The organism is Chelativorans sp. YIM 93263, assembly GCF_028767125.1.
In the GTDB taxonomy this organism is placed as follows: domain Bacteria; phylum Pseudomonadota; class Alphaproteobacteria; order Rhizobiales; family Rhizobiaceae; genus Chelativorans.
In genome coordinates this window covers 480,337-498,334 of the sequence record NZ_JAKCWP010000001.1, presented here as the reverse complement: position 1 = coordinate 498,334, position 17,998 = coordinate 480,337, and the positions used below count along the sequence as shown (strand labels likewise).

The following is a 17,998-nucleotide window of genomic DNA, read 5'->3' as shown; positions in this document are numbered from 1 at the left end:
GTTCAGCCGTGCGAATGCCATAGTTTGCAGTTTTTGGCCAGCAACGCGTCCGCCTGTTTCCGGCAGGGCCGCAGCGCCGAGAACATCCGGGCCCATGTCCAGCAAACCCGTTCGCCGGGTAGAACTGAAAAGCCCGGGCGCTTTCGCCCGGGCTTCTGCATGTCGTCAGCCGCCTTACGCGGACTTCTTGTCGTCTTCGTCGATTTCCTCGAAATCGGCGTCGACAACATCTTCGTCGGACTTGGCCTCGCCGCCTTCACTGGCCGCACCTTCGGCGCCCTCAGCTCCTTCGGCGGCCTGGTTAGCCTCGTACATGGCCTGGCCAAGCTTCATGGAAGCCTCGGCAAGCGCGTTCGTCTTGGCCTTGATCTCCTCGGGATCGTCACCCTCGGTCGCCGTCTTCAATTCGGCAAGAGCGTTCTCGATGGCTTTGCGGTCATCCTCCGAGACCTTGTCGCCATAGTCGCTGAGCGACTTCTCCGAAGAATGGATCAGAGCCTCGGCCTGGTTCTTCGCCTCGACCGTCTCACGGCGCTTCTTATCCGTCTCGGCATTGGACTCGGCGTCCTTGACCATCTTTTCGATGTCCTCGTCGGACAGGCCGCCGGAAGCCTGGATGCGTATCTGCTGCTCCTTGCCGGTACCCTTGTCCTTGGCCGATACGTTGACGATGCCGTTGGCGTCGATGTCGAACGTGACTTCGATCTGCGGCACGCCGCGCGGTGCCGGCGGAATACCCACCAGATCGAACTGGCCGAGCATCTTGTTGTCGGCCGCCATCTCGCGCTCACCCTGGAAGACGCGGATCGTCACGGCATTCTGGTTGTCCTCGGCCGTGGAGAAGGTCTGCGATTTCTTGGTCGGGATGGTCGTGTTGCGGTCGATAAGCCGCGTGAACACACCTCCGAGCGTCTCGATACCCAGCGACAGCGGGGTGACATCCAGAAGCAGCACGTCCTTCACGTCACCCTGCAGCACGCCGGCCTGGATAGCAGCACCCATGGCGACGACCTCGTCCGGGTTCACGCCCTTGTGCGGCTCCTTGCCGAAGAAGTTCTTCACGGCTTCCTGCACCTTGGGCATGCGCGTCTGACCACCGACGAGCACGACCTCGTCAATCTCGCCGGCATTGATCCCGGCATCCTTGAGCGCGGCCTTGCATGGATCGATCGTGCGCGTGACGAGATCCTCCACCAGGCTCTCGAACTTGGCACGGGTAAGCTTCATTGCCAGGTGCTTCGGACCGGACTGGTCGGCCGTGATGAAGGGCAGGTTGATCTCGGTCTGCGCGGCGGACGACAGCTCGATCTTGGCCTTCTCCGCGGCCTCTTTCAGGCGCTGGAGGGCGAGCTTGTCTTCCTTCAGGTCGATGCCCTGCTCCTTCTTGAACTCGTCGGCCAGATAGTTGACGAGCCGCATGTCGAAATCCTCACCGCCGAGGAAGGTATCGCCGTTGGTCGACTTCACCTCGAACACGCCGTCGCCGATCTCGAGAACCGAGATGTCGAACGTGCCGCCACCGAGGTCGTAAACGGCGATGGTCTTGCCGTCCTTCTTATCGAGGCCATAGGCGAGCGCGGCCGCGGTCGGCTCGTTGATGATGCGCAGCACCTCAAGGCCCGCGATCTTGCCGGCGTCCTTGGTCGCCTGACGCTGAGCGTCGTTAAAGTAAGCGGGGACGGTGATAACCGCCTTTTCCACCTTCTCGCCAAGATAGGACTCGGCGGTCTCCTTCATCTTCTGAAGGACCATGGCGGAGATCTGCGAGGGGGAATACTTCTCGCCCTGAGATTCGACCCAGGCGTCTCCATTGTCCGCCTTTACGATGTTGTAGGAGACAAGCTTCTTGTCCTTTTCAACGGTCGGATCCTCAAAACGGCGACCGATCAGTCGCTTGATCGCGAAAAAGGTGTTTTCCGGGTTGGTGACTGCCTGACGCTTCGCAGGCTGACCGACCAGCCGCTCGTCAGAATCCGAAAAAGCCACGATCGATGGCGTCGTGCGCGCGCCTTCAGCATTCTCGATCACCTTCGCGTCCTTGCCATCCATGACGGCAACGCAGGAATTGGTGGTTCCGAGGTCTATACCGATTACTTTTGCCATTCATTCTCTCCACTAAGCAGACTGTCAGGACCCATTCCGGCGTTCCAGGCAACAGCCCCTGTTCACAAGAAAATGCCGCGATGCGTTCTGTCGAGGGAACGCGGGTACGCGACTTGGCGCGTATATAGGAACAGCGTTTTTGTCGCGCAAGGCAACTTTCACCCCTGGGAACAGCAAAAATCCGCGACTTGGCGCCGTTTCCAGGCAAAGTGAGCGATCTATACCGCCTCCCAGCCATCATGCTCGCCAGCGCGGAATATTGCGTCGATAACCTTCTGATTATGCAGCGATTCTTCCAGCGTGAAGATCGAGACGGCCTCGCCGTTCACCGCGCGGACGAACGCCTCCGCCTGCAAGCGGTACTGGCGCTGGTCACTAAAGCGGTAGACGGTGGCGCTTGCGTGGTCGGCGCTGTGCAACGTGACGCAATCGTCGCCGTAGACCCGTGAATTGAAGGGCGTCGCGACGTCGATGAAGCCCTTGTCACCGTGGAAGATCATCTGCTGACGGGCGGCCATCTGCGTGGAGACGTAAAAACTCATTTCGAAGGCGCCGAAATCCGCCTTCACGCTTGCATAGATGTCGGTGCCGAACTTCGGATCGCGCTCGACCGTGGCCTGGATGCGCTCCGGCTCGCGGCCTGTCGCAAAGCGCGTGGTGACGGTCGGGTAAACGCCGATGTCCGGCAAACCGCCGCCGCCGAGCTCGGGCCGGTTGCGCATATTGTCGGGATCGATGTTGTGATAAGAGAACGCGCCCTGTACGTGATGCAGGCGGCCGATGGCGCCCTCTGCGATCAGCTCGCGCACTTTCCGCCATTGAGGGTGGTAGGTGACCATGAACGCCTCGGAGACGAGTACGCCGTTGCGGTCCCGCGCCTCGATCACCTGACGAATATCCTCCGCCTCCAGCGCCAAAGGTTTTTCGACAAGCACATGCTTTTTCGCGTCGGCCGCCTTTACAGCCCACTCGACATGCTGGGACGTGGGGAGCGGGATATAGACACCGTCCACCTCCGAGGAAGCCAGGAGCGCGTCATATGACGAAAAGACATGTGGGATGCCGAAACGGTCGGCGACCGCCTTGCCCCGTGCCTCGTCGCGGCTGGCGATCGCGGTGACCACGCCGTTCTCGGCGTCCAGCAGTTGCGGAATTACGAATTCCCGGCCGATCTTGGCCGTGGATAGAATACCCCAGCGGAACATGGTGTCCTCCTCAAGAATGTTTCGGGAACCTATCGCCGCTCCACGATGAGGTCCACATCGAAATCGACCACGTTGGATTGGAGCGGCGTGCCGACATCATTCCGTAGAGGGGATCAACGTTCTCGCTCGTGCGGCCGGTGAGGTGGTTCCGCGCCGTGGTGTAGAGGGCGCCAGAACAATCCTCCAGTTCGGCCGGTCGAAGCCGCGGGCACGGCCGCAGCGTCTCGCGGATCGGCCCCGCTATGCCGCGAGAGGCGTTGCGCAGCCGATCGAAATAAGCGCCGGCGTACTGTAGATGATCCGCTGACGATTCTTTCGCTACGGTCCCTCAGCCCCGCAGAACACCACCCGTCTGCTTGCCGACATTCTGGACGATGCGGTCCGCGAGCGCCTCGAAATCCTCCTCGGTCAGCGTCTTTTCCACCGGCTGTATGGTCACCTCGATCGCCACGGACTTCTTGTCTTCGCCGAGAGAGGCCCCTTCGAACACGTCGAAGACGCCGACATCCCTGATCAGTTTCTTGTCGGCTGCGGCGGCCGCACGGGTGAGGCGGGCCGCCTCGACCTCCCTGTCCACCACGAAGGCGAAGTCGCGCTTGACCGCCTGGAAAGGTGAAATGTCGAGGCGCGGCTTGGTGCGGGTGGCGCGTGCCTTGGGCTCAGGAATGGCATCGATGAAGATCTCGAAGCCGCAGAGCGGTCCGCTCACATCCAGCGCCTCCAACATCCTGGGGTGGAACTCGCCGAAGGTGCCGAGCACGATCTTGGGGCCGAGCTTGATCGTGCCGGAGCGGCCCGGGTGATACCAGTCTGGCCCGCCTGCCTCGATCTGCACCTTGTCCACCGGCGCGCCGCAGGCCTCCAGTACGGCCAGCGCATCCGCCTTCGCTACAAAGACGTCGACCGGCGCCACGTTGCCCGACCAGTTGCGGCCCGCGCCTTCGAGGCGCGCGGTGCCGCGCCGGACACCGCCGGCGGTCTGGCGCTGGTTTTCCGGGCGGTCGCCTTCATAGGCAGCGCCCACTTCGAAGAGCGCCACATCGGCAAAGCCGCGGTCGGCGTTACGCTGCGCGGCGGCGACCAGGCCCGGCAGCAATGACGGCCGCATGGCCGACATATCCGAAGCGATCGGATTTGCCAGAATCTGCACCGGGTGATCGCCCGCAAAAAGCTTCGCATGGGTTTCGGGAACGAAGCTCCAGGTCACGGCCTCCATCATGCCGCGTACGCCGAGCGCCCGCTTGGCAGCACGCGTGCGAATCTGGCCCGTGGTGAGAACGCGGGTGCTCACGGTGTCCTTCGAGACCATGACCTGCGGCTCGATCCGGTTCACCCCGTGGATGCGCATCACCTCCTCAACCAGATCGGCCTTGCCATCGACGTCCGGCCGCCAGGAAGGCACGGCCACCTCGACCGTTTCGCCGGAGCCCTGCGGCTCGAACCCAAGGCGGGAGAGGATGGAAAGGCTCTCCTCGCCCGGTACATCCAGACCGGTCAGCCGCTCGACTTCCTGCGTCGGGAAGGTGACCCGCTTCGGCGTATGGCCCTCATAACCAACAACCCGGCGTTCGGAGGCCACGCCGCCACAGTTTTCCTGAACAAGATGCGTGGCCAGCTCCAACCCCGGAACCATGAATTCCGGATCGACGCCCCGCTCGAAGCGGTAGCGCGCATCGGTAATGATGCCGAGATCGCGCCCGGTGCGCGCGATGTTGTAGGGCTCCCAGAGCGCCGATTCGATCAGCACATCGGTCGTGTTCTCATCGCAGCCGGAATGTTCACCGCCCATCACGCCAGCGATTGATTCCACACCGTTCTCGTCGGCAATCACGCAATTATCGGGCCCGAGCTCGTATTCGCGCCCGTCAAGCGCCAGCAGCTTTTCGCCTTCCTTTCCGCGGCGGATGACGAGATCGCCCTTCACTTTTGCCGCATCGAAGACGTGCAGAGGCCGCCCGCGATCAAAGGTGACATAATTGGTGATGTCCACCAGCGCGTTGATGGGGCGCAGTCCGATGGCCATCAGGCGCTGCTGCATCCATTTAGGCGAGGCACCGTTCTTCACGCCCGAAACCTGCCGAAGCGCGAAGCCCGGACAGAGCTCCGGCGCCTCGATCTTTACATCGACGGGGCAAGCGTCCTGTCCGGCCACCGGCTCGATCGCGCCCTCCTTCAGCGTGCCGAGACCGGCGGCGGCCAGATCGCGCGCAATACCGTAAACGCTGGTGCAATCGGGACGATTTGGCGTCAGTCCGATCTCGATGACTGGGTCGTCGAGCTTTGCCCATTCGGCAAAGGATGCGCCCACCGGCGCATCCTCCGGCAAGTCGATGATTCCGGTGTGCTCGTCGGAGAGCTGAAGCTCGCGTTCCGAGCACATCATGCCGTGGCTTTCCACGCCGCGGATCTTGCCCACCGACAGCGTGGTGTCGATGCCGGGCACATACGTGCCGGGCGCGGCAAAGGCGCCGACGAGGCCCGTGCGGGCATTCGGCGCGCCGCAGATCACCTGAACCGGCTTTCCGTCGCCTTGATCCACGGACAGCACCTTCAGCCGGTCGGCGTCGGGATGCTTTTCCGCTGAGAGGACCTTGGCGATGACGAAGGGTTTCAGCGCCGATTTGTCGTCGACGGACTCGACCTCGAGTCCGATCATGGTGAGTTTTTCCACTATCTCGTCGAGCGTGGCTTGCGTGTCGAGGTGGTCCTTGAGCCAGGAGAGTGTGAATTTCATCGCAATCGTTCCTCAGGAATTCCGGTCAGCGCTCTATGCTGAAGCGCTCGAAACGTGGCAGGTCATCATCGATCCTTAGAAAAGGTAGGCGGCAGCTCTCGAAAGCGTGTAGCTTCGGCGCGAAACGTTCGGGCTCATCCATCACGCCCAGATTGAAATAGACCTCTCCCGGGAGCCGGTCGTCCCGATAGTCGAGCGGACTGCCGCAACCCCCGCAGAAGCTGCGCTCGACCGGTCCGGCGCGGAAGCTACGGGGTGCTTCGCCTTCGAAGGCCACCTTCGCCGCCGGAAAACCGACGAAGGCCGCAACCGGCGCTCCGGTTGCCTTGCGGCAGTGGTCGCAATGGCAATAAGAGCGCCAGATCGATTCGGCCCGCGCTGTAAACCGCACCGCCCCGCAACGACAGCCGCCGGTGTAAGTCATGAGCTCAACCCTCCGAATAGTGTCGGCATGTCGAGCGGTCGGAAACCGTAGTGGTCGAGCCAGCGCACATCGGCGTCGAAGAAGGCGCGAAGATCGGGCATGCCGTATTTCAGCATGGCGATGCGGTCGATCCCCATGCCCCAGGCAAAACCCTGATACTCGTCCGGGTCGAGCCCGCCATGCCGCAGCACGTTGGGATGAACCATGCCGCAGCCCAGGATCTCCATCCAGTCGTCGCCCTCGCCGAAGCGCACCTCGCCAGGGTTTGAGCGGTCGCACTGGATGTCGACTTCCAAGCTCGGCTCCGTGAAAGGGAAGAAGCTCGGCCGGAAGCGCATATTGAGCGACGGCACCTCGAAATAGGCCTTGCAGAACTCGGTCAGCACCCACTTCATGTTGGCGACATTGGCCGTCTTGTCGATCACCAGCCCTTCGAGCTGGTGGAACATGGGCGTATGCGTGGCATCCGAATCCGCGCGGTAGGTCTTGCCAGGGATAACAATGCGAATCGGTGGCTTCTGCGCCTCCATGGTGCGGATCTGCACGGGCGAGGTGTGCGTGCGCAGGAGCTTGCGCTCGCCCTTCTCATCCGGGCGGAAGAAGAAGGTGTCGTGCATCTCGCGCGCGGGATGGCCCTCGGGGAAGTTGAGCGCGGTGAAGTTATAATAATCCGTCTCGATATCCGGACCCTCGGCAATCGAAAAACCGAGATCGCCGAAGATTGCCGCGATCTCGTCAACCACCTGGCTGATTGGGTGGATACGCCCGCGCTCGGCCGGCGAAGCGGGCACGGGCAACGTGACATCCACCTTCTCCTGCTCCAGCCGTTGCGCGATCGCGGCATCGCGCAGGTCAGCCCGGCGCGATGAGAGCGCCTCGTTGACGCGGTTCTTCAGCCCGTTGATTGCCGGGCCCATCACCTGCCGTTCTTCCGGGCTCATGCCGCCCAGCGTTTTCAGTTTCTCCGAGATCGTCCCCTTCTTGCCAAGGGCCGAAACGCGCACGGCTTCAAGCGCCTGCTCGTCGCCGGCGCCAGCGATCTCGTCCAGGATCGTTTTCTCCAATTGGTCCAGGTCGTCCATGGTCCTTCCTTTATCCTCGGCCAGGGCCGAGCCGCCCCTTATCTGTTCGTATTCCGTTTTGCTCACGAAAAAACCCGCGCCAGCCCAGCCAGCGCGGGTTCCCGAAAATCCAAACTGCTGCTTCGGGGAGCGCTGGCTAGCGGACAGCGCTCTCAAAAGCGTTCGGTGTCGTATCCTTGAGATAGGCGAGCGCGGCCTTGGACTTGTCCGCCAGTGCGGCAAAAGCCTGCGGCTCATGGATGGCTATATCGGACAGAACCTTGCGGTCGATCTCGATACCCGCCTTGTTCAATCCATCGATGAAGCGGCCATAGGTCAGCCCGTGCTCGCGCGCAGCGGCATTGATACGCTGGATCCAGAGCGCCCGGAAATTGCGCTTGCGGGCCTTGCGGTCGCGATAGGCGTACTGGAGAGACTTCTCCACCGCCTGCCGGGCGACCCGAATCGTGTTCTTGCGGCGGCCGTAGAAACCCTTCGCGGATTTCAGAACCTTCTTGTGCTTGGCGTGGGTGGTCACACCCCGTTTGACGCGTGCCATGATATGATCTCCTTAAACTGTTCCGGCGCGGCGGTTAGCCGTAGGGCATGAACTTCTTCACGATCTTGGTATCGGGATCGGAAAGAACCATCGTGCCCCGCGCGTTGCGGATAAACTTGTTGGAACGTTTGATCATCATGTGCCGCTTGCCCGCGGCCTGCACTTTGAGCTTACCGGTGGCGGTCACCTTGAACCGCTTCTTGACGGAAGACTTGGTCTTCATCTTGGGCATTTTGCTTCTCCGAATTTCCTGCGCCCGCCGCGTTGTTTTCTTATAACCGCCGGGCGTAAAGCATTACGAGCCGCCACGGCATGCCCTGCCGGACGGCTCACGAAACCGCGGCCTTATAGCCGGGTGTTTTGAAAAGCGCAACAGGATTCCGACCGCGCGAAGCGTGACCCCGCGCCGCCGGTTGAACCTGTCGCGAATTGTCAACGCGGCGCCAGAACCATCATCATCTGGCGGCCTTCGAGCTTCGGCTCGGCTTCAACCTTGGCGATCGGCTCGACCTCCTCGCGCACGCGGTTGAGTAGCTGCATTCCGAGTTCCAGATGCGCCATCTCGCGGCCGCGGAAGCGCAGCGTCAGCTTCACCTTGTCGCCGGCCTCGAAGAAGCGACGGACCGCCTTCATCTTCACCTCATAATCATGGGTGTCGATGTTGGGCCGCATCTTGATCTCCTTGACCTCGAAGGTCTTCTGCTTCTTACGCGCCTCGGATGCCTTCTTCTGGCTCTGGTATTTCATCTTGCCGAGGTCGGTAATCTTGCAGACGGGCGGATCCGCGTTGGGCGAAACCTCGACGAGGTCAAGGCCGGCCTCGTCGGCCGTCCGCAAGGCGTCGTCAATCGCGACGACACCGCGATTGTTGCCGTCATCATCAATGAGCTGGACCCGGGGTACCCGGATTTCACGATTTGCGCGAGGGCCTTCCTTTACGGTGGGCGGCGCTTTGAATGGTCTGCGAATGGTCGTAGTCTCCTCAGATCGTTGACAGAAACGGCTATTGCCCGAACGGCTCGGCCAAGCCTATGTGTGTTCGGAGCAGTGAGAGTCAATAACACAAGGTGGCGAAAGAATCACGGGGCAAGCGGCGGTATATGCCCTTTCTCCGGAACCGTACAGCCGACGGCACTTTCGCGTAAAGGAGGAACCGCCATGAACGAGATCGCCCCGGAGCGAATCGAGGTGAACGGGAATGCCATCGCCGTGCGCCACCGCGCCGGCCGTGCGCCGGGGCTCGTATGGCTTGGGGGCTATCGTTCCGACATGTCAGGAACCAAGGCTGCCGCGCTCGACGAATGGGCCGGCGAGCAGGGTCTCACCGCCACCCGGCATGACTATTCCGGCCATGGCGAATCCGGCGGCGACTTCGCGGATGGCACAATTTCGCGCTGGCTGGAGGAAAGCCTCGCCGTTTTCCGCCATTTCACGCAAGACCGGCAGATCCTCGTCGGCTCATCCATGGGCGCCTGGATCGCACTTCGAATGGTGCAGGAGTTGCGGAAGGCCGGCGAAGGAGATCGCGTGGGGGGACTGTTGCTTCTGGCTCCTGCGCCGGATTTCACGACGGAGCTGATAGAGCCGGCGCTGAATGCCTCCCAGCGGGAAGCGCTGGAGACCCAGGGCTATTTCGAGGAAGCGTCGGACTATTCTCCCGAGCCGAATATCTACACCAGAGCCTTTCTCGAGGACGGGCGCCGCAATCGCGTGCTCGAAGGCATCATCGATACGCATTGCCCGGTTCACATCCTGCAGGGCATGGCGGATCCGGACGTACCTTACCGCCATGCCATGCGGCTGGTCGAGCACCTGCCGGCCGACGACGTGACGCTCTCTCTCATTCGCGGAGGGGACCACCGGCTCTCCCGCCCGCAGGATATCAAGCTCATCCTGCGGGTGGCGGCCTCGCTTGTCGAGCATGCGGCAAAGGGCTGACAGATACCTTTTATCTTCTATGAATTGAATGAGAGACTGAGCACGCGATCCGGTTTAAGCGCCTTCTGCCTTGAAAGAGCCCCATGGCCTTCCCATTTCAATCGGGCGGCAGCCTTTGATGAACCTGATGCGGGCGCAGCCTTTGATGAACCTGATGAGGAACCGGTAATGACGAATTCAGCAATGATCCGGCCGGCCTGGACGCCGGCAACGATCGCCTTGATGGTGATCGGCTTCATATTCTTCTGGCCGCTTGGCCTTGCAATGCTTGCCTACATCCTTTGGGGTGATCGGCTCGGCGATTTCAAGCGGGAAGTGAACCGCGCGACAGACGGCATGTTCTCCAATTATCGCTCGGCCACACGCGCTCATGCGCGCACAGGTAATGTTGCTTTCGACGAGTGGCGTGAGAAAGAGCTGGAGCGCCTCGCCGAAGAGCGCCGCAGGCTCGAGGCGATGCGCGATGAGTTCGATGAGTATGTGCGCGAACTCCGCCGTGCCAAGGACCAGGAAGAGTTCGACCGCTTCATGAACGAGAAAGCCAATCGCGGTTCGAACGCCCCCACAGCGGATATCGACTGATCTTCGCGGTCGAGACCAACAGCCTACCCCTTCTAAGCGGCGCCTCCGGGCGTCGCTTTTGCATGGCGGCATGACCGCAGAATTTTCGCTCACTCCCGGAGCGAATCACCTATCCTGAGTGCATGTTGGCCCGCCGTTCCAAAACAGCTCCGCTAAGGACCGCCTCGACCGAGCGCACACATGTCGTCGCCGGGCGCGAACTGCCGCTGAAAATCGTCGAGAACGCCCGGGCTCGCCGGCTGACGCTCAGGATCCAGCCAGGCGGGGCCGGGTTGCGCGTCACGGTTCCGCCGGGGCTTTCCGCGCGCGAAGTGGAGCGCTTTCTGACGCGTCATGAAGGCTGGCTGAAAGAACGCCTGCAAAAACTGCCCGAGCAGCCGCTCGTGCGGGCCGGGATCAAGGTTCCTTTGCGCGGCGTGCCCCATCTCGTGGTAAACGAGCCGGGCCGGCGCGGTACCGTGACCGTCACCGAGGTGGACGGCCAACCGGCCCTGGTGGTCAATGGCGATCCACGGCATCTGCCGCGGCGCATCGCCGATTTCCTGAAACGCGAGGCACGGCGGGAAATCGAGCCGCTGGTTGCCCGGCACACGGCCCAAGCCGGCCGGCGGGCAAATGCGATACGCTATCGGGATACAAGCAGCCGCTGGGGTTCATGCACCTCCGACGGCACGCTGTCCTTTTCCTGGCGCATCATGATGGCGCCGCGACCGATCATAAATTATCTGGTTGCGCACGAGGTCGCCCATCTCAAAGAGATGAATCACGGCCCCCGTTTCTGGAAGCTGTGCGAGGAACTCTGCCCCGACACCGCCCGCTGCAAGGCCTGGCTGAAGCGGAACGGAACCGCGCTGCAGGCGATACGGTTCGACTAGCTTCGCAAATCAGGATGGCCATGTTCCCGCGCGTTTATCCGTCAGCAAGTTTCTCGCCACCTAACCCGTTTTTTTTATTTTCTCGCCGCCATCACTTGTCAGCATATGTCAGCAGGCTGATTTCTTTTTTCTAGGAATTTTATCCCCGCCCTCTCAGCCGCTCTTATCATGCACCCATCGCCCTCACGGGAACCGGATGCGCACCGGGTGTTCGGGAGGGCGGCGGCAGCCTCCCCCTCCAGGGATCCGGTACCTGGAGGCATGTGAGGGCCCGCAACTGGCCGGCGGCGCCGGGGTGCTGGGTGACAGTCAGCTTCGGCGGAACAACCGGGCACCGGGTTCCAGACGGTGTCGGGCAGCCGCGGAGACGCCGCTAGGTCTTCTTCTTCGGCCCGGCCAAGACCACCCCCTACTTGGGTGCAGCCGGGCAGGAGAGAGAAGCCCGAGTGACCGGCCAACCGCGGGACAGCGGTCGGCGGGGCGCGTGGAACGCGCCACATAAACTAACAGAGAGGCTCGGACCACGCGCCCCGTTTCCCGATCTTTGACAAACCTCGGCGGAGAAGAGCCGCGCGGGAACGAATAGGTATGCCTCCATGGAACCTGTAAAGTCTCGATTCTCCGCTCGACCTCGCGCAATCACACCTCGACTCAAACGCCATTTCATGTCACTTCCTGTCCCATGACACTCGACATCAAGATATGCGGTCTCAAGACCGAGGAGGCGGTTACCGCCGCGCTGGACGGCGGGGCGAGCCATATCGGTTTTATCTTCTTTGAGAAGAGTCCGCGCCATGTCAGCGCTGAAGAAGCCGGGCAGCTCAGGCGTCTGGCCGAGCGTCGGGCGAAGGTGGTGGCCGTCACGGTTGACGCCGAGGACTCGGAGCTGGATCGGATCTTGGAAGCCATGCGCCCCGACCTCCTGCAGCTTCACGGCAAGGAAAGCCCGGACCGGGTCGGCGAGATCAAGGAACGCTCCGGACTGCCGGTCATGAAGGCGATTCCGATCCGCGAGTCGGAAGATCTCGACGCCCTCACACGCTACCGCGGGATTGCCGACCGCTTCCTGCTCGACGCCAAGCCGGCCGCCGGGGCCCGGCTTCCCGGCGGAAACGGAATCGCCTTCGATTGGTCGCTTCTGGCTTTTCTTGACGAAGAAGTCGATTACATGCTTTCCGGTGGCCTGAACGCTGCCAATATCGGCGAGGCCCTTACGGTCGTTCGTCCGCGCGGCATTGATGTTTCCTCCGGCGTGGAGCGAGCGCCGGGCGAAAAGGACCCGGAACTGATACGCGCATTCTTCAGCGCCACAAGGTCGGCGCGCAGCGGTAATGCGGCATGACAACAGGAGACGGCATGAACAAGCCGGCTGAACCAAACTCCTTCCGCACCGGCCCGGATGAACAGGGCAAGTTCGGCATTTTCGGCGGCCGTTTCGTGGCCGAAACGCTGATGCCGCTGATTCTGGAACTGGAGAGCCACTGGAACGCGGCCAGGGAAGATCCCACGTTCAAGGCGGAGCTGGACGATTTGGCCACGCATTACACGGGCCGGCCCTCGCCGCTTTATTTCGCCGAGCGGCTGACGGAGCATCTTGGCGGCGCCAAGATCTACTTCAAGCGCGATGAGCTGAACCACACCGGCAGCCACAAGATCAACAATTGTCTCGGTCAGATCCTGCTGGCCAAACGAATGGGCAAGACGCGCATCATCGCCGAGACCGGCGCTGGCCAGCACGGTGTGGCGACAGCCACGGTGGCGGCCCGCTTCGGCCTGCCCTGTGTCGTCTATATGGGCGCGACGGACGTCGAGCGGCAGGCGCCGAACGTCTTCCGCATGAAGCTGCTGGGAGCCGAGGTGAAGCCGGTGACGGCCGGCCACGGCACGCTCAAGGACGCCATGAACGAAGCTCTGCGCGACTGGGTGACCAATGTCGAGGACACCTACTATCTGATCGGAACGGCAGCGGGCCCGCATCCCTATCCGGAGCTGGTGCGCGAGTTTCAGTCCGTCATCGGCCGCGAGGCGCGGCAGCAGATCCTGGAAGCCGAAGGCAGGATGCCGGACCTCTTGGTCGCCGCGGTCGGCGGCGGCTCCAACGCCATCGGACTTTTCCATCCTTTCCTCGACGACAAGGAGGTTTCCATCGTCGGCGTGGAAGCGGGCGGCAAGGGGCTTGAAGGCGAGGAGCACTGCGCGTCGCTGACGGCCGGCACACCCGGCGTTCTGCATGGTAACCGCACCTATCTGCTGCAAAACGACGACGGACAGATAAAGGAAGGCCACTCCATCTCCGCCGGGCTCGACTATCCCGGCATCGGGCCGGAGCATTCTTGGCTGAAGGAGACGGGGCGCGTCGAATATGTGCCGATCACAGACGACGAGGCACTGGAAGCTTTTCAGCTTCTGACCCGCCTCGAAGGCATCATTCCCGCGCTCGAGCCCGCGCACGCGCTGGCCGAGGTCATCAAGCGCGCACCGAAGATGGGGCGCGATGAGATCATCATCATGAACCTGTGCGGACGCGGCGACAAGGACGTCTTCTCCGTCGCCAAATATCTGGGCAAGGACATCTGATGAGCCTGCACTTCATCGACATCTGGGTAAACTGCCCCGACCGGGAAACGGCCGAAAGGATCGCGGCAGCGTGTATCGAGGAGCGGCTGGCCGCCTGTGCCAATATTTTCGCCCCGATCGCCAGCCAGTATCGCTGGAAGGGCGGAGTCGAGACGGATGAAGAGGTACCGGTGGTGCTAAAGACACGGGCCGAGCACTTCAAAGCCGTTTGCGACACGGTGCGGCCCTTGCACCCTTTCGAGGTGCCATCCATCGTGGCGACGGAACTCACCCATATCGACCAGGCCTATGCCGACTGGTTGCGCGAGGAAACGAGGGAACCGGCATGACCGCCACCCGTATCGAGAGGCTTTTTGAACGTCTGAAGGCCGAAAACCGTCCGGCTCTGGTGACCTACTTCATGGGCGGCGATCCCGACTACGAGACGTCGCTTTCCGTCATGAAGGCGCTGCCCAGGGCCGGCAGCGACATCATCGAGCTCGGCATGCCTTTTTCCGACCCGATGGCGGACGGACCGACCATCCAGGCAGCGGGGCTCAGAGCGCTGAAGGGCGGGCAGACCCTCGCCAGGACACTTGAGATGGCAAAGACGTTCCGCGAGGAAAACGACGACACACCGATCGTCATGATGGGGTATTACAACCCTATCTACACCTACGGCGTCGAACGCTTCCTCATCGATGCAAAGGCGGCCGGGGTCGACGGTCTCATCATTGTCGACCTGCCGCCTGAAACGGATGACGAATTGTGCCTGCCGGCGCTTGAGGCGGGCATCCATTTCATCCGCCTTGCCACGCCGACAACGGACGACAAGCGGCTGCCAAAGGTGCTCGAAAACACTTCGGGCTTCGTCTACTACGTCTCCATGACCGGAATCACCGGTTCGGCATTGCCGGATGCCTCGAAAGTGGGCGCGGCGGTCTCGCGCATCAAGCGCCACACAACGCTGCCGGTCTGTGTCGGCTTCGGCGTGAAAACGGCGAGCCAGGCGCGCGCCATCGGCGCAGCCGCCGACGGTGTGGTGGTCGGCACGGCCATCGTCAACGCCGTGGCCAACGTCATCGGACCGGATGGGCGCACCACTGCTGATCCGGCCGAGGCGGTGGCCACGCTGGTGCGCGGATTGGCCGAGGGCGTGCGCGAAGCCCGCCTTGCAGCCGCCGAATAAAGAACGCATTTATACCGGATGAATACACTCCGGAATGGAAAGGAAGGGCCGGGCCCATGAACTGGATCACCAATTATGTGCGGCCGAAGATCAATTCCATGTTCGGCCGGCGCGAAATGCCGGAAAATCTCTGGGTCAAATGCCCGGAAACGGGGGAGATGGTTTTTCATAAGGATCTGGAGGAGAACCAGTCAGTTATACCGTCCTCCGGCTATCATATGAAGATTCCGGGCAAGGCGCGGCTCAATTTCTTCTTTGATGACGGCCAGTACGAGCTTTTGGAAAATCCGAAGGTTCCGACCGATCCCCTGAAGTTCCGCGACGAGCGGCGCTACTACGATCGCCTGCGCGATGCACGCACGAAGACGGGGCTGGAAGACGCGGTGATAAACGCCGTTGGTCGAATCGAGGGGCTGGAGATACTCGCGACCGTCCAGGATTTCGCGTTCATCGGCGGCTCGCTCGGCATGGCGGCGGGCGAGGCGATTGTCCGCGGATTCGAGACGGCTGTCGAGCGCCAGCTTCCGTTGGTGCTTTTCGCGGCCTCCGGCGGCGCACGTATGCAGGAAGGCATTTTCTCGCTGATGCAACTGCCGCGCACCACCGTGGCGGTCGACCGGCTGAAAGAGGCGGGACTGCCCTATATCGTCGTGCTCACCAATCCGACGACGGGCGGCGTGACGGCTTCCTACGCCATGTTGGGCGACGTCCACATTGCCGAGCCGGGCGCGTTGATCGGCTTCGCCGGCCCGCGCGTCATCGAGCAGACGATCCGCGAAAAGCTGCCGGAAGGTTTCCAGCGTGCCGAGTATCTGATGGAGCACGGCATGGTGGATATGGTCGTGCCGCGGCCGGAGCTGAAGGAGACCATTGCGCGGCTTCTGAAGATCCTGCTCAAGACGCCGAGTGTTTCGCCCGAAGACGAGGTGACGGCCGAACTTCCCGCGCCGGAGGAAGCCGAACCCGCCGAAGAATCCGAACAGGCGTAAAGGCTGTCAGGGAGACTTCAGGCAGGCGCATGACCGTGGACACCGCCGAACGCGCCATCGAGCGCCTCATGTCGCTCCATCCCAAGGGCTTCGACCTGTCGCTGGAGCGCATCTCCCGGCTGCTGGAACGCCTGGACAATCCGCACGAGAAACTTCCGCCCGTCATTCACATCGCCGGCACGAACGGCAAGGGCTCGGCGGCCGCCTTTGCGCGCGCGCTCCTCGAAGCGAGTGGCAGAACGGTACATGTCCATACCTCTCCGCACCTGGTGAACTGGCACGAGCGCTTCCGGCTGGGCGCGGAGGGCGGCGGGCAGCTCGTCGAGGATGCCGTGTTATCCGAGGCCGTAGAGCGCGTCGCCGTGGCCAATCGCGGAGAGATGATCACCGTCTTCGAGATTCTCACCGCCGTCATGTTCATCCTGTTTTCAGAGCATCCTGCCGACGCGGCCATCGTCGAGGTGGGCCTCGGCGGTCGTTTCGACGCTACAAACGTTATTGCGAAGCCGGCCGTGAGCGTCATCATGCCGGTGGCGATGGACCATGAAGCCTATCTAGGCGACCGGGTGGAACTGATCGCCGCCGAGAAGGCGGGCATCATCAAACGCGGCGTGCCAGTGATTGTCGGCCAGCAGGAGTGGGATGCGGCGCGCGAGGTCATGATTGAAACGGCCGAGCGGCTCGGCGCGCCGCTCAGCATTTACGGCCAGGATTTCATGGCGTTGGAGGAGAACGGCCGGATGGTCTATCAGGACGATGATGGGCTTTTCGACCTGCCTCTGCCGCGCCTTGTCGGGCGCCATCAGCTTTCCAACGCCGCTGCTGCCATCTCCGCGGTTAAGGCCGCCGGGTTCCCGGTCAGCGACCGCGTTGCCGAGCAGGCCATGACGGATGTCTCATGGCCCGGCCGCCTGCAGCTTCTGCCCGAGGGCAGATTGACGTCGCTCGCTCCGGAAGGGGCGGAGATCTGGATCGACGGCGGGCACAATCCGGACGCCGCGGCTGCCATCGCCGAAGCGCTGGCCGAAGCGGAAGATAAGCGGCCGCGGCCGCTCCTCCTCATTATCGGAATGCTCAACACCAAGGATCAGGCGGGATATTTTCACGCGTTCGCGGACATAACCCGGCACGGCTACACCGTGCCGGTAGCGAACAGCGACTCAGGCGTTCCAAATTCGGAACTTGCCGCCCGGGCGACGGAGGCCGGGGTTCCGGCCGAACCGGTGAACTCGACCGCGAACGCATTGAAGCTCCTGCGCGACACTTGGCACGAGGCGGTGCCGCCGCGAATCCTGATCGGCGGCTCGCTCTATCTGGTGGGCGAGGTACTGGCGGAGAACGGAACCCCGCCGCGCTGACTGGAACTTTGCCGAAATAGAAAGACCCGGCGCCAAGGCCGGGTCTGGAAAACTTGCTTGCCTGCAAATGCGCTATGCGACCGCACCGCCGATCCAGGCCGAAAGCGCTGTCTTGGGCGCGGCGCCGACCTTCATATCGGTCACTTCGCCATCCTTGAAAAGCATCAGCGTCGGAATCGAACGCACACCATACTGCGCAGCGATTTCCGGGTTTTCGTCGATGTTCAGCTTGGCGACTTTGATCTTGCCGTCCATTTCCCCGGCAATTTCCTCGAGCGCCGGGGAAATCATCTTGCAGGGGCCACACCATTCCGCCCAGAAATCCACGACGACAGGCTCGCTCGCCTGCAGGACATCGGACTGGAAACTGTTCGTATCAACGGTGACGGTGGCCATCAGCCTCTCCATATATCACAAGAGTTGTC

At 62.2% G+C, this 17,998-nt stretch carries 18 protein-coding genes; 9 read left to right on the top strand and 9 right to left on the bottom strand.

Translation table 11 applies throughout. From position 1 onward, the window contains the following. Window positions 1-174: 174 nt before the first annotated feature. The 8 genes from dnaK to infC all read right to left on the bottom strand — a co-directional run bounded on the left by dnaK (window position 175) and on the right by infC (window position 9,055). On the bottom strand, window positions 175-2,103 hold the full coding sequence (dnaK, locus tag LY631_RS02420; protein ID WP_274423515.1) for a molecular chaperone DnaK: 1,929 nt from the start codon (window positions 2,101-2,103) through the stop codon (window positions 175-177). Window positions 2,104-2,321: 218 nt separating this feature from the next. Further along, the gene (locus tag LY631_RS02415; protein ID WP_274423514.1) at window positions 2,322-3,308 is read right to left on the bottom strand and encodes a Gfo/Idh/MocA family protein; all 987 of its coding nucleotides are present in this window, start codon (window positions 3,306-3,308) and stop codon (window positions 2,322-2,324) included. Between the two features lie 328 nt (window positions 3,309-3,636). Continuing rightward, on the bottom strand, window positions 3,637-6,042 hold the full coding sequence (gene pheT, locus LY631_RS02410; protein ID WP_274423513.1) for a phenylalanine--tRNA ligase subunit beta: 2,406 nt from the start codon (window positions 6,040-6,042) through the stop codon (window positions 3,637-3,639). 25 nt (window positions 6,043-6,067) lie between these two features. Next, entirely contained in the window at window positions 6,068-6,466 is a 399-nt protein-coding gene (locus tag LY631_RS02405) for a GFA family protein (protein WP_274423512.1), read from the bottom strand. Then, on the bottom strand, window positions 6,463-7,548 hold the full coding sequence (pheS, locus tag LY631_RS02400; protein ID WP_274423511.1) for a phenylalanine--tRNA ligase subunit alpha: 1,086 nt from the start codon (window positions 7,546-7,548) through the stop codon (window positions 6,463-6,465). Before pheS ends, LY631_RS02405 begins: the two co-directional genes overlap by 4 nt. 136 nt (window positions 7,549-7,684) lie before the next feature. Further along, the gene (rplT, locus tag LY631_RS02395; RefSeq protein WP_274423510.1) at window positions 7,685-8,086 is read right to left on the bottom strand and encodes a 50S ribosomal protein L20; all 402 of its coding nucleotides are present in this window, start codon (window positions 8,084-8,086) and stop codon (window positions 7,685-7,687) included. A 34-nt stretch (window positions 8,087-8,120) separates the two neighbouring features. Then, window positions 8,121-8,318, bottom strand: coding sequence for a 50S ribosomal protein L35 (rpmI, locus tag LY631_RS02390; protein ID WP_274423509.1), 198 nt, complete (start codon window positions 8,316-8,318; stop codon window positions 8,121-8,123). A 200-nt stretch (window positions 8,319-8,518) separates the two neighbouring features. Beyond that, window positions 8,519-9,055 (bottom strand): translation initiation factor IF-3, encoded by a 537-nt coding sequence (gene infC, locus LY631_RS02385; RefSeq protein WP_274423879.1) that lies wholly within the window; start codon window positions 9,053-9,055, stop codon window positions 8,519-8,521. Window positions 9,056-9,244: 189 nt separating this feature from the next. On the opposite strand from infC, the gene LY631_RS02380 reads away from it, so the two are divergent. From LY631_RS02380 to LY631_RS02340, 9 genes are all read left to right on the top strand, one after another. Then, window positions 9,245-10,024 (top strand): alpha/beta hydrolase, encoded by a 780-nt coding sequence (locus tag LY631_RS02380; protein WP_274423508.1) that lies wholly within the window; start codon window positions 9,245-9,247, stop codon window positions 10,022-10,024. 168 nt (window positions 10,025-10,192) lie between these two features. Further along, a complete protein-coding gene (locus LY631_RS02375; RefSeq protein ID WP_274423507.1) occupies window positions 10,193-10,606 on the top strand; it encodes a DUF2852 domain-containing protein in 414 nt (137 codons plus the stop codon). Window positions 10,607-10,728: 122 nt separating this feature from the next. Next, the gene (locus tag LY631_RS02370; RefSeq protein ID WP_274423506.1) at window positions 10,729-11,481 is read left to right on the top strand and encodes a M48 family metallopeptidase; all 753 of its coding nucleotides are present in this window, start codon (window positions 10,729-10,731) and stop codon (window positions 11,479-11,481) included. 682 nt (window positions 11,482-12,163) lie between these two features. Next, window positions 12,164-12,823 (top strand): phosphoribosylanthranilate isomerase, encoded by a 660-nt coding sequence (locus tag LY631_RS02365; protein WP_274423505.1) that lies wholly within the window; start codon window positions 12,164-12,166, stop codon window positions 12,821-12,823. 14 nt (window positions 12,824-12,837) lie between these two features. After that, complete coding sequence (gene trpB / locus LY631_RS02360) at window positions 12,838-14,058, top strand: tryptophan synthase subunit beta (RefSeq protein WP_274423504.1); 1,221 nt, start codon at window positions 12,838-12,840, stop codon at window positions 14,056-14,058. Further along, window positions 14,058-14,387: a divalent-cation tolerance protein CutA gene (cutA, locus tag LY631_RS02355; protein WP_274423503.1), complete on the top strand. Its 330-nt coding sequence runs from the start codon at window positions 14,058-14,060 to the stop codon at window positions 14,385-14,387. The genes trpB and cutA overlap by 1 nt, the downstream gene beginning before the upstream one ends. Beyond that, a complete protein-coding gene (trpA, locus tag LY631_RS02350; protein ID WP_274423502.1) occupies window positions 14,384-15,226 on the top strand; it encodes a tryptophan synthase subunit alpha in 843 nt (280 codons plus the stop codon). The genes cutA and trpA overlap by 4 nt, the downstream gene beginning before the upstream one ends. Window positions 15,227-15,282: 56 nt before the next feature. Continuing rightward, entirely contained in the window at window positions 15,283-16,215 is a 933-nt protein-coding gene (accD, locus tag LY631_RS02345; protein ID WP_274423501.1) for an acetyl-CoA carboxylase, carboxyltransferase subunit beta, read from the top strand. A 29-nt stretch (window positions 16,216-16,244) separates the two neighbouring features. Next, window positions 16,245-17,573 carry a bifunctional folylpolyglutamate synthase/dihydrofolate synthase gene (locus tag LY631_RS02340; RefSeq protein ID WP_274423500.1) on the top strand — a complete coding sequence of 443 codons (1,329 nt, stop codon included), beginning with the start codon at window positions 16,245-16,247 and terminating at the stop codon, window positions 17,571-17,573. Window positions 17,574-17,645: 72 nt separating this feature from the next. On the opposite strand, the gene trxA is transcribed toward LY631_RS02340, so the two are convergent. Then, window positions 17,646-17,969: a thioredoxin gene (gene trxA, locus LY631_RS02335; RefSeq protein ID WP_274423499.1), complete on the bottom strand. Its 324-nt coding sequence runs from the start codon at window positions 17,967-17,969 to the stop codon at window positions 17,646-17,648. Between the last annotated feature and the right edge of the window lie 29 nt (window positions 17,970-17,998).

Excerpts from the sequence above, each read along its gene's own strand:
- LY631_RS02365 (WP_274423505.1), top strand. The coding sequence starts at position 12,164 with ATGACACTCGACATCAAGATATGCGGTCTCAAGACCGAGGAGGCGGTT.
- rpmI (WP_274423509.1), bottom strand. The coding sequence starts at position 8,318 with ATGCCCAAGATGAAGACCAAGTCTTCCGTCAAGAAGCGGTTCAAGGTG.
- pheS (WP_274423511.1), bottom strand. The coding sequence starts at position 7,548 with ATGGACGACCTGGACCAATTGGAGAAAACGATCCTGGACGAGATCGCT.
- LY631_RS02340 (WP_274423500.1), top strand. The coding sequence starts at position 16,245 with ATGACCGTGGACACCGCCGAACGCGCCATCGAGCGCCTCATGTCGCTC.
- accD (WP_274423501.1), top strand. The coding sequence starts at position 15,283 with ATGAACTGGATCACCAATTATGTGCGGCCGAAGATCAATTCCATGTTC.
- rplT (WP_274423510.1), bottom strand. The coding sequence starts at position 8,086 with ATGGCACGCGTCAAACGGGGTGTGACCACCCACGCCAAGCACAAGAAG.
- LY631_RS02375 (WP_274423507.1), top strand. The coding sequence starts at position 10,193 with ATGACGAATTCAGCAATGATCCGGCCGGCCTGGACGCCGGCAACGATC.
- dnaK (WP_274423515.1), bottom strand. The coding sequence starts at position 2,103 with ATGGCAAAAGTAATCGGTATAGACCTCGGAACCACCAATTCCTGCGTT.
- LY631_RS02415 (WP_274423514.1), bottom strand. The coding sequence starts at position 3,308 with ATGTTCCGCTGGGGTATTCTATCCACGGCCAAGATCGGCCGGGAATTC.
- LY631_RS02380 (WP_274423508.1), top strand. The coding sequence starts at position 9,245 with ATGAACGAGATCGCCCCGGAGCGAATCGAGGTGAACGGGAATGCCATC.
- trpB (WP_274423504.1), top strand. The coding sequence starts at position 12,838 with ATGAACAAGCCGGCTGAACCAAACTCCTTCCGCACCGGCCCGGATGAA.
- LY631_RS02370 (WP_274423506.1), top strand. The coding sequence starts at position 10,729 with ATGTTGGCCCGCCGTTCCAAAACAGCTCCGCTAAGGACCGCCTCGACC.
- trpA (WP_274423502.1), top strand. The coding sequence starts at position 14,384 with ATGACCGCCACCCGTATCGAGAGGCTTTTTGAACGTCTGAAGGCCGAA.
- LY631_RS02405 (WP_274423512.1), bottom strand. The coding sequence starts at position 6,466 with ATGACTTACACCGGCGGCTGTCGTTGCGGGGCGGTGCGGTTTACAGCG.
- pheT (WP_274423513.1), bottom strand. The coding sequence starts at position 6,042 with ATGAAATTCACACTCTCCTGGCTCAAGGACCACCTCGACACGCAAGCC.
- cutA (WP_274423503.1), top strand. The coding sequence starts at position 14,058 with ATGAGCCTGCACTTCATCGACATCTGGGTAAACTGCCCCGACCGGGAA.
- trxA (WP_274423499.1), bottom strand. The coding sequence starts at position 17,969 with ATGGCCACCGTCACCGTTGATACGAACAGTTTCCAGTCCGATGTCCTG.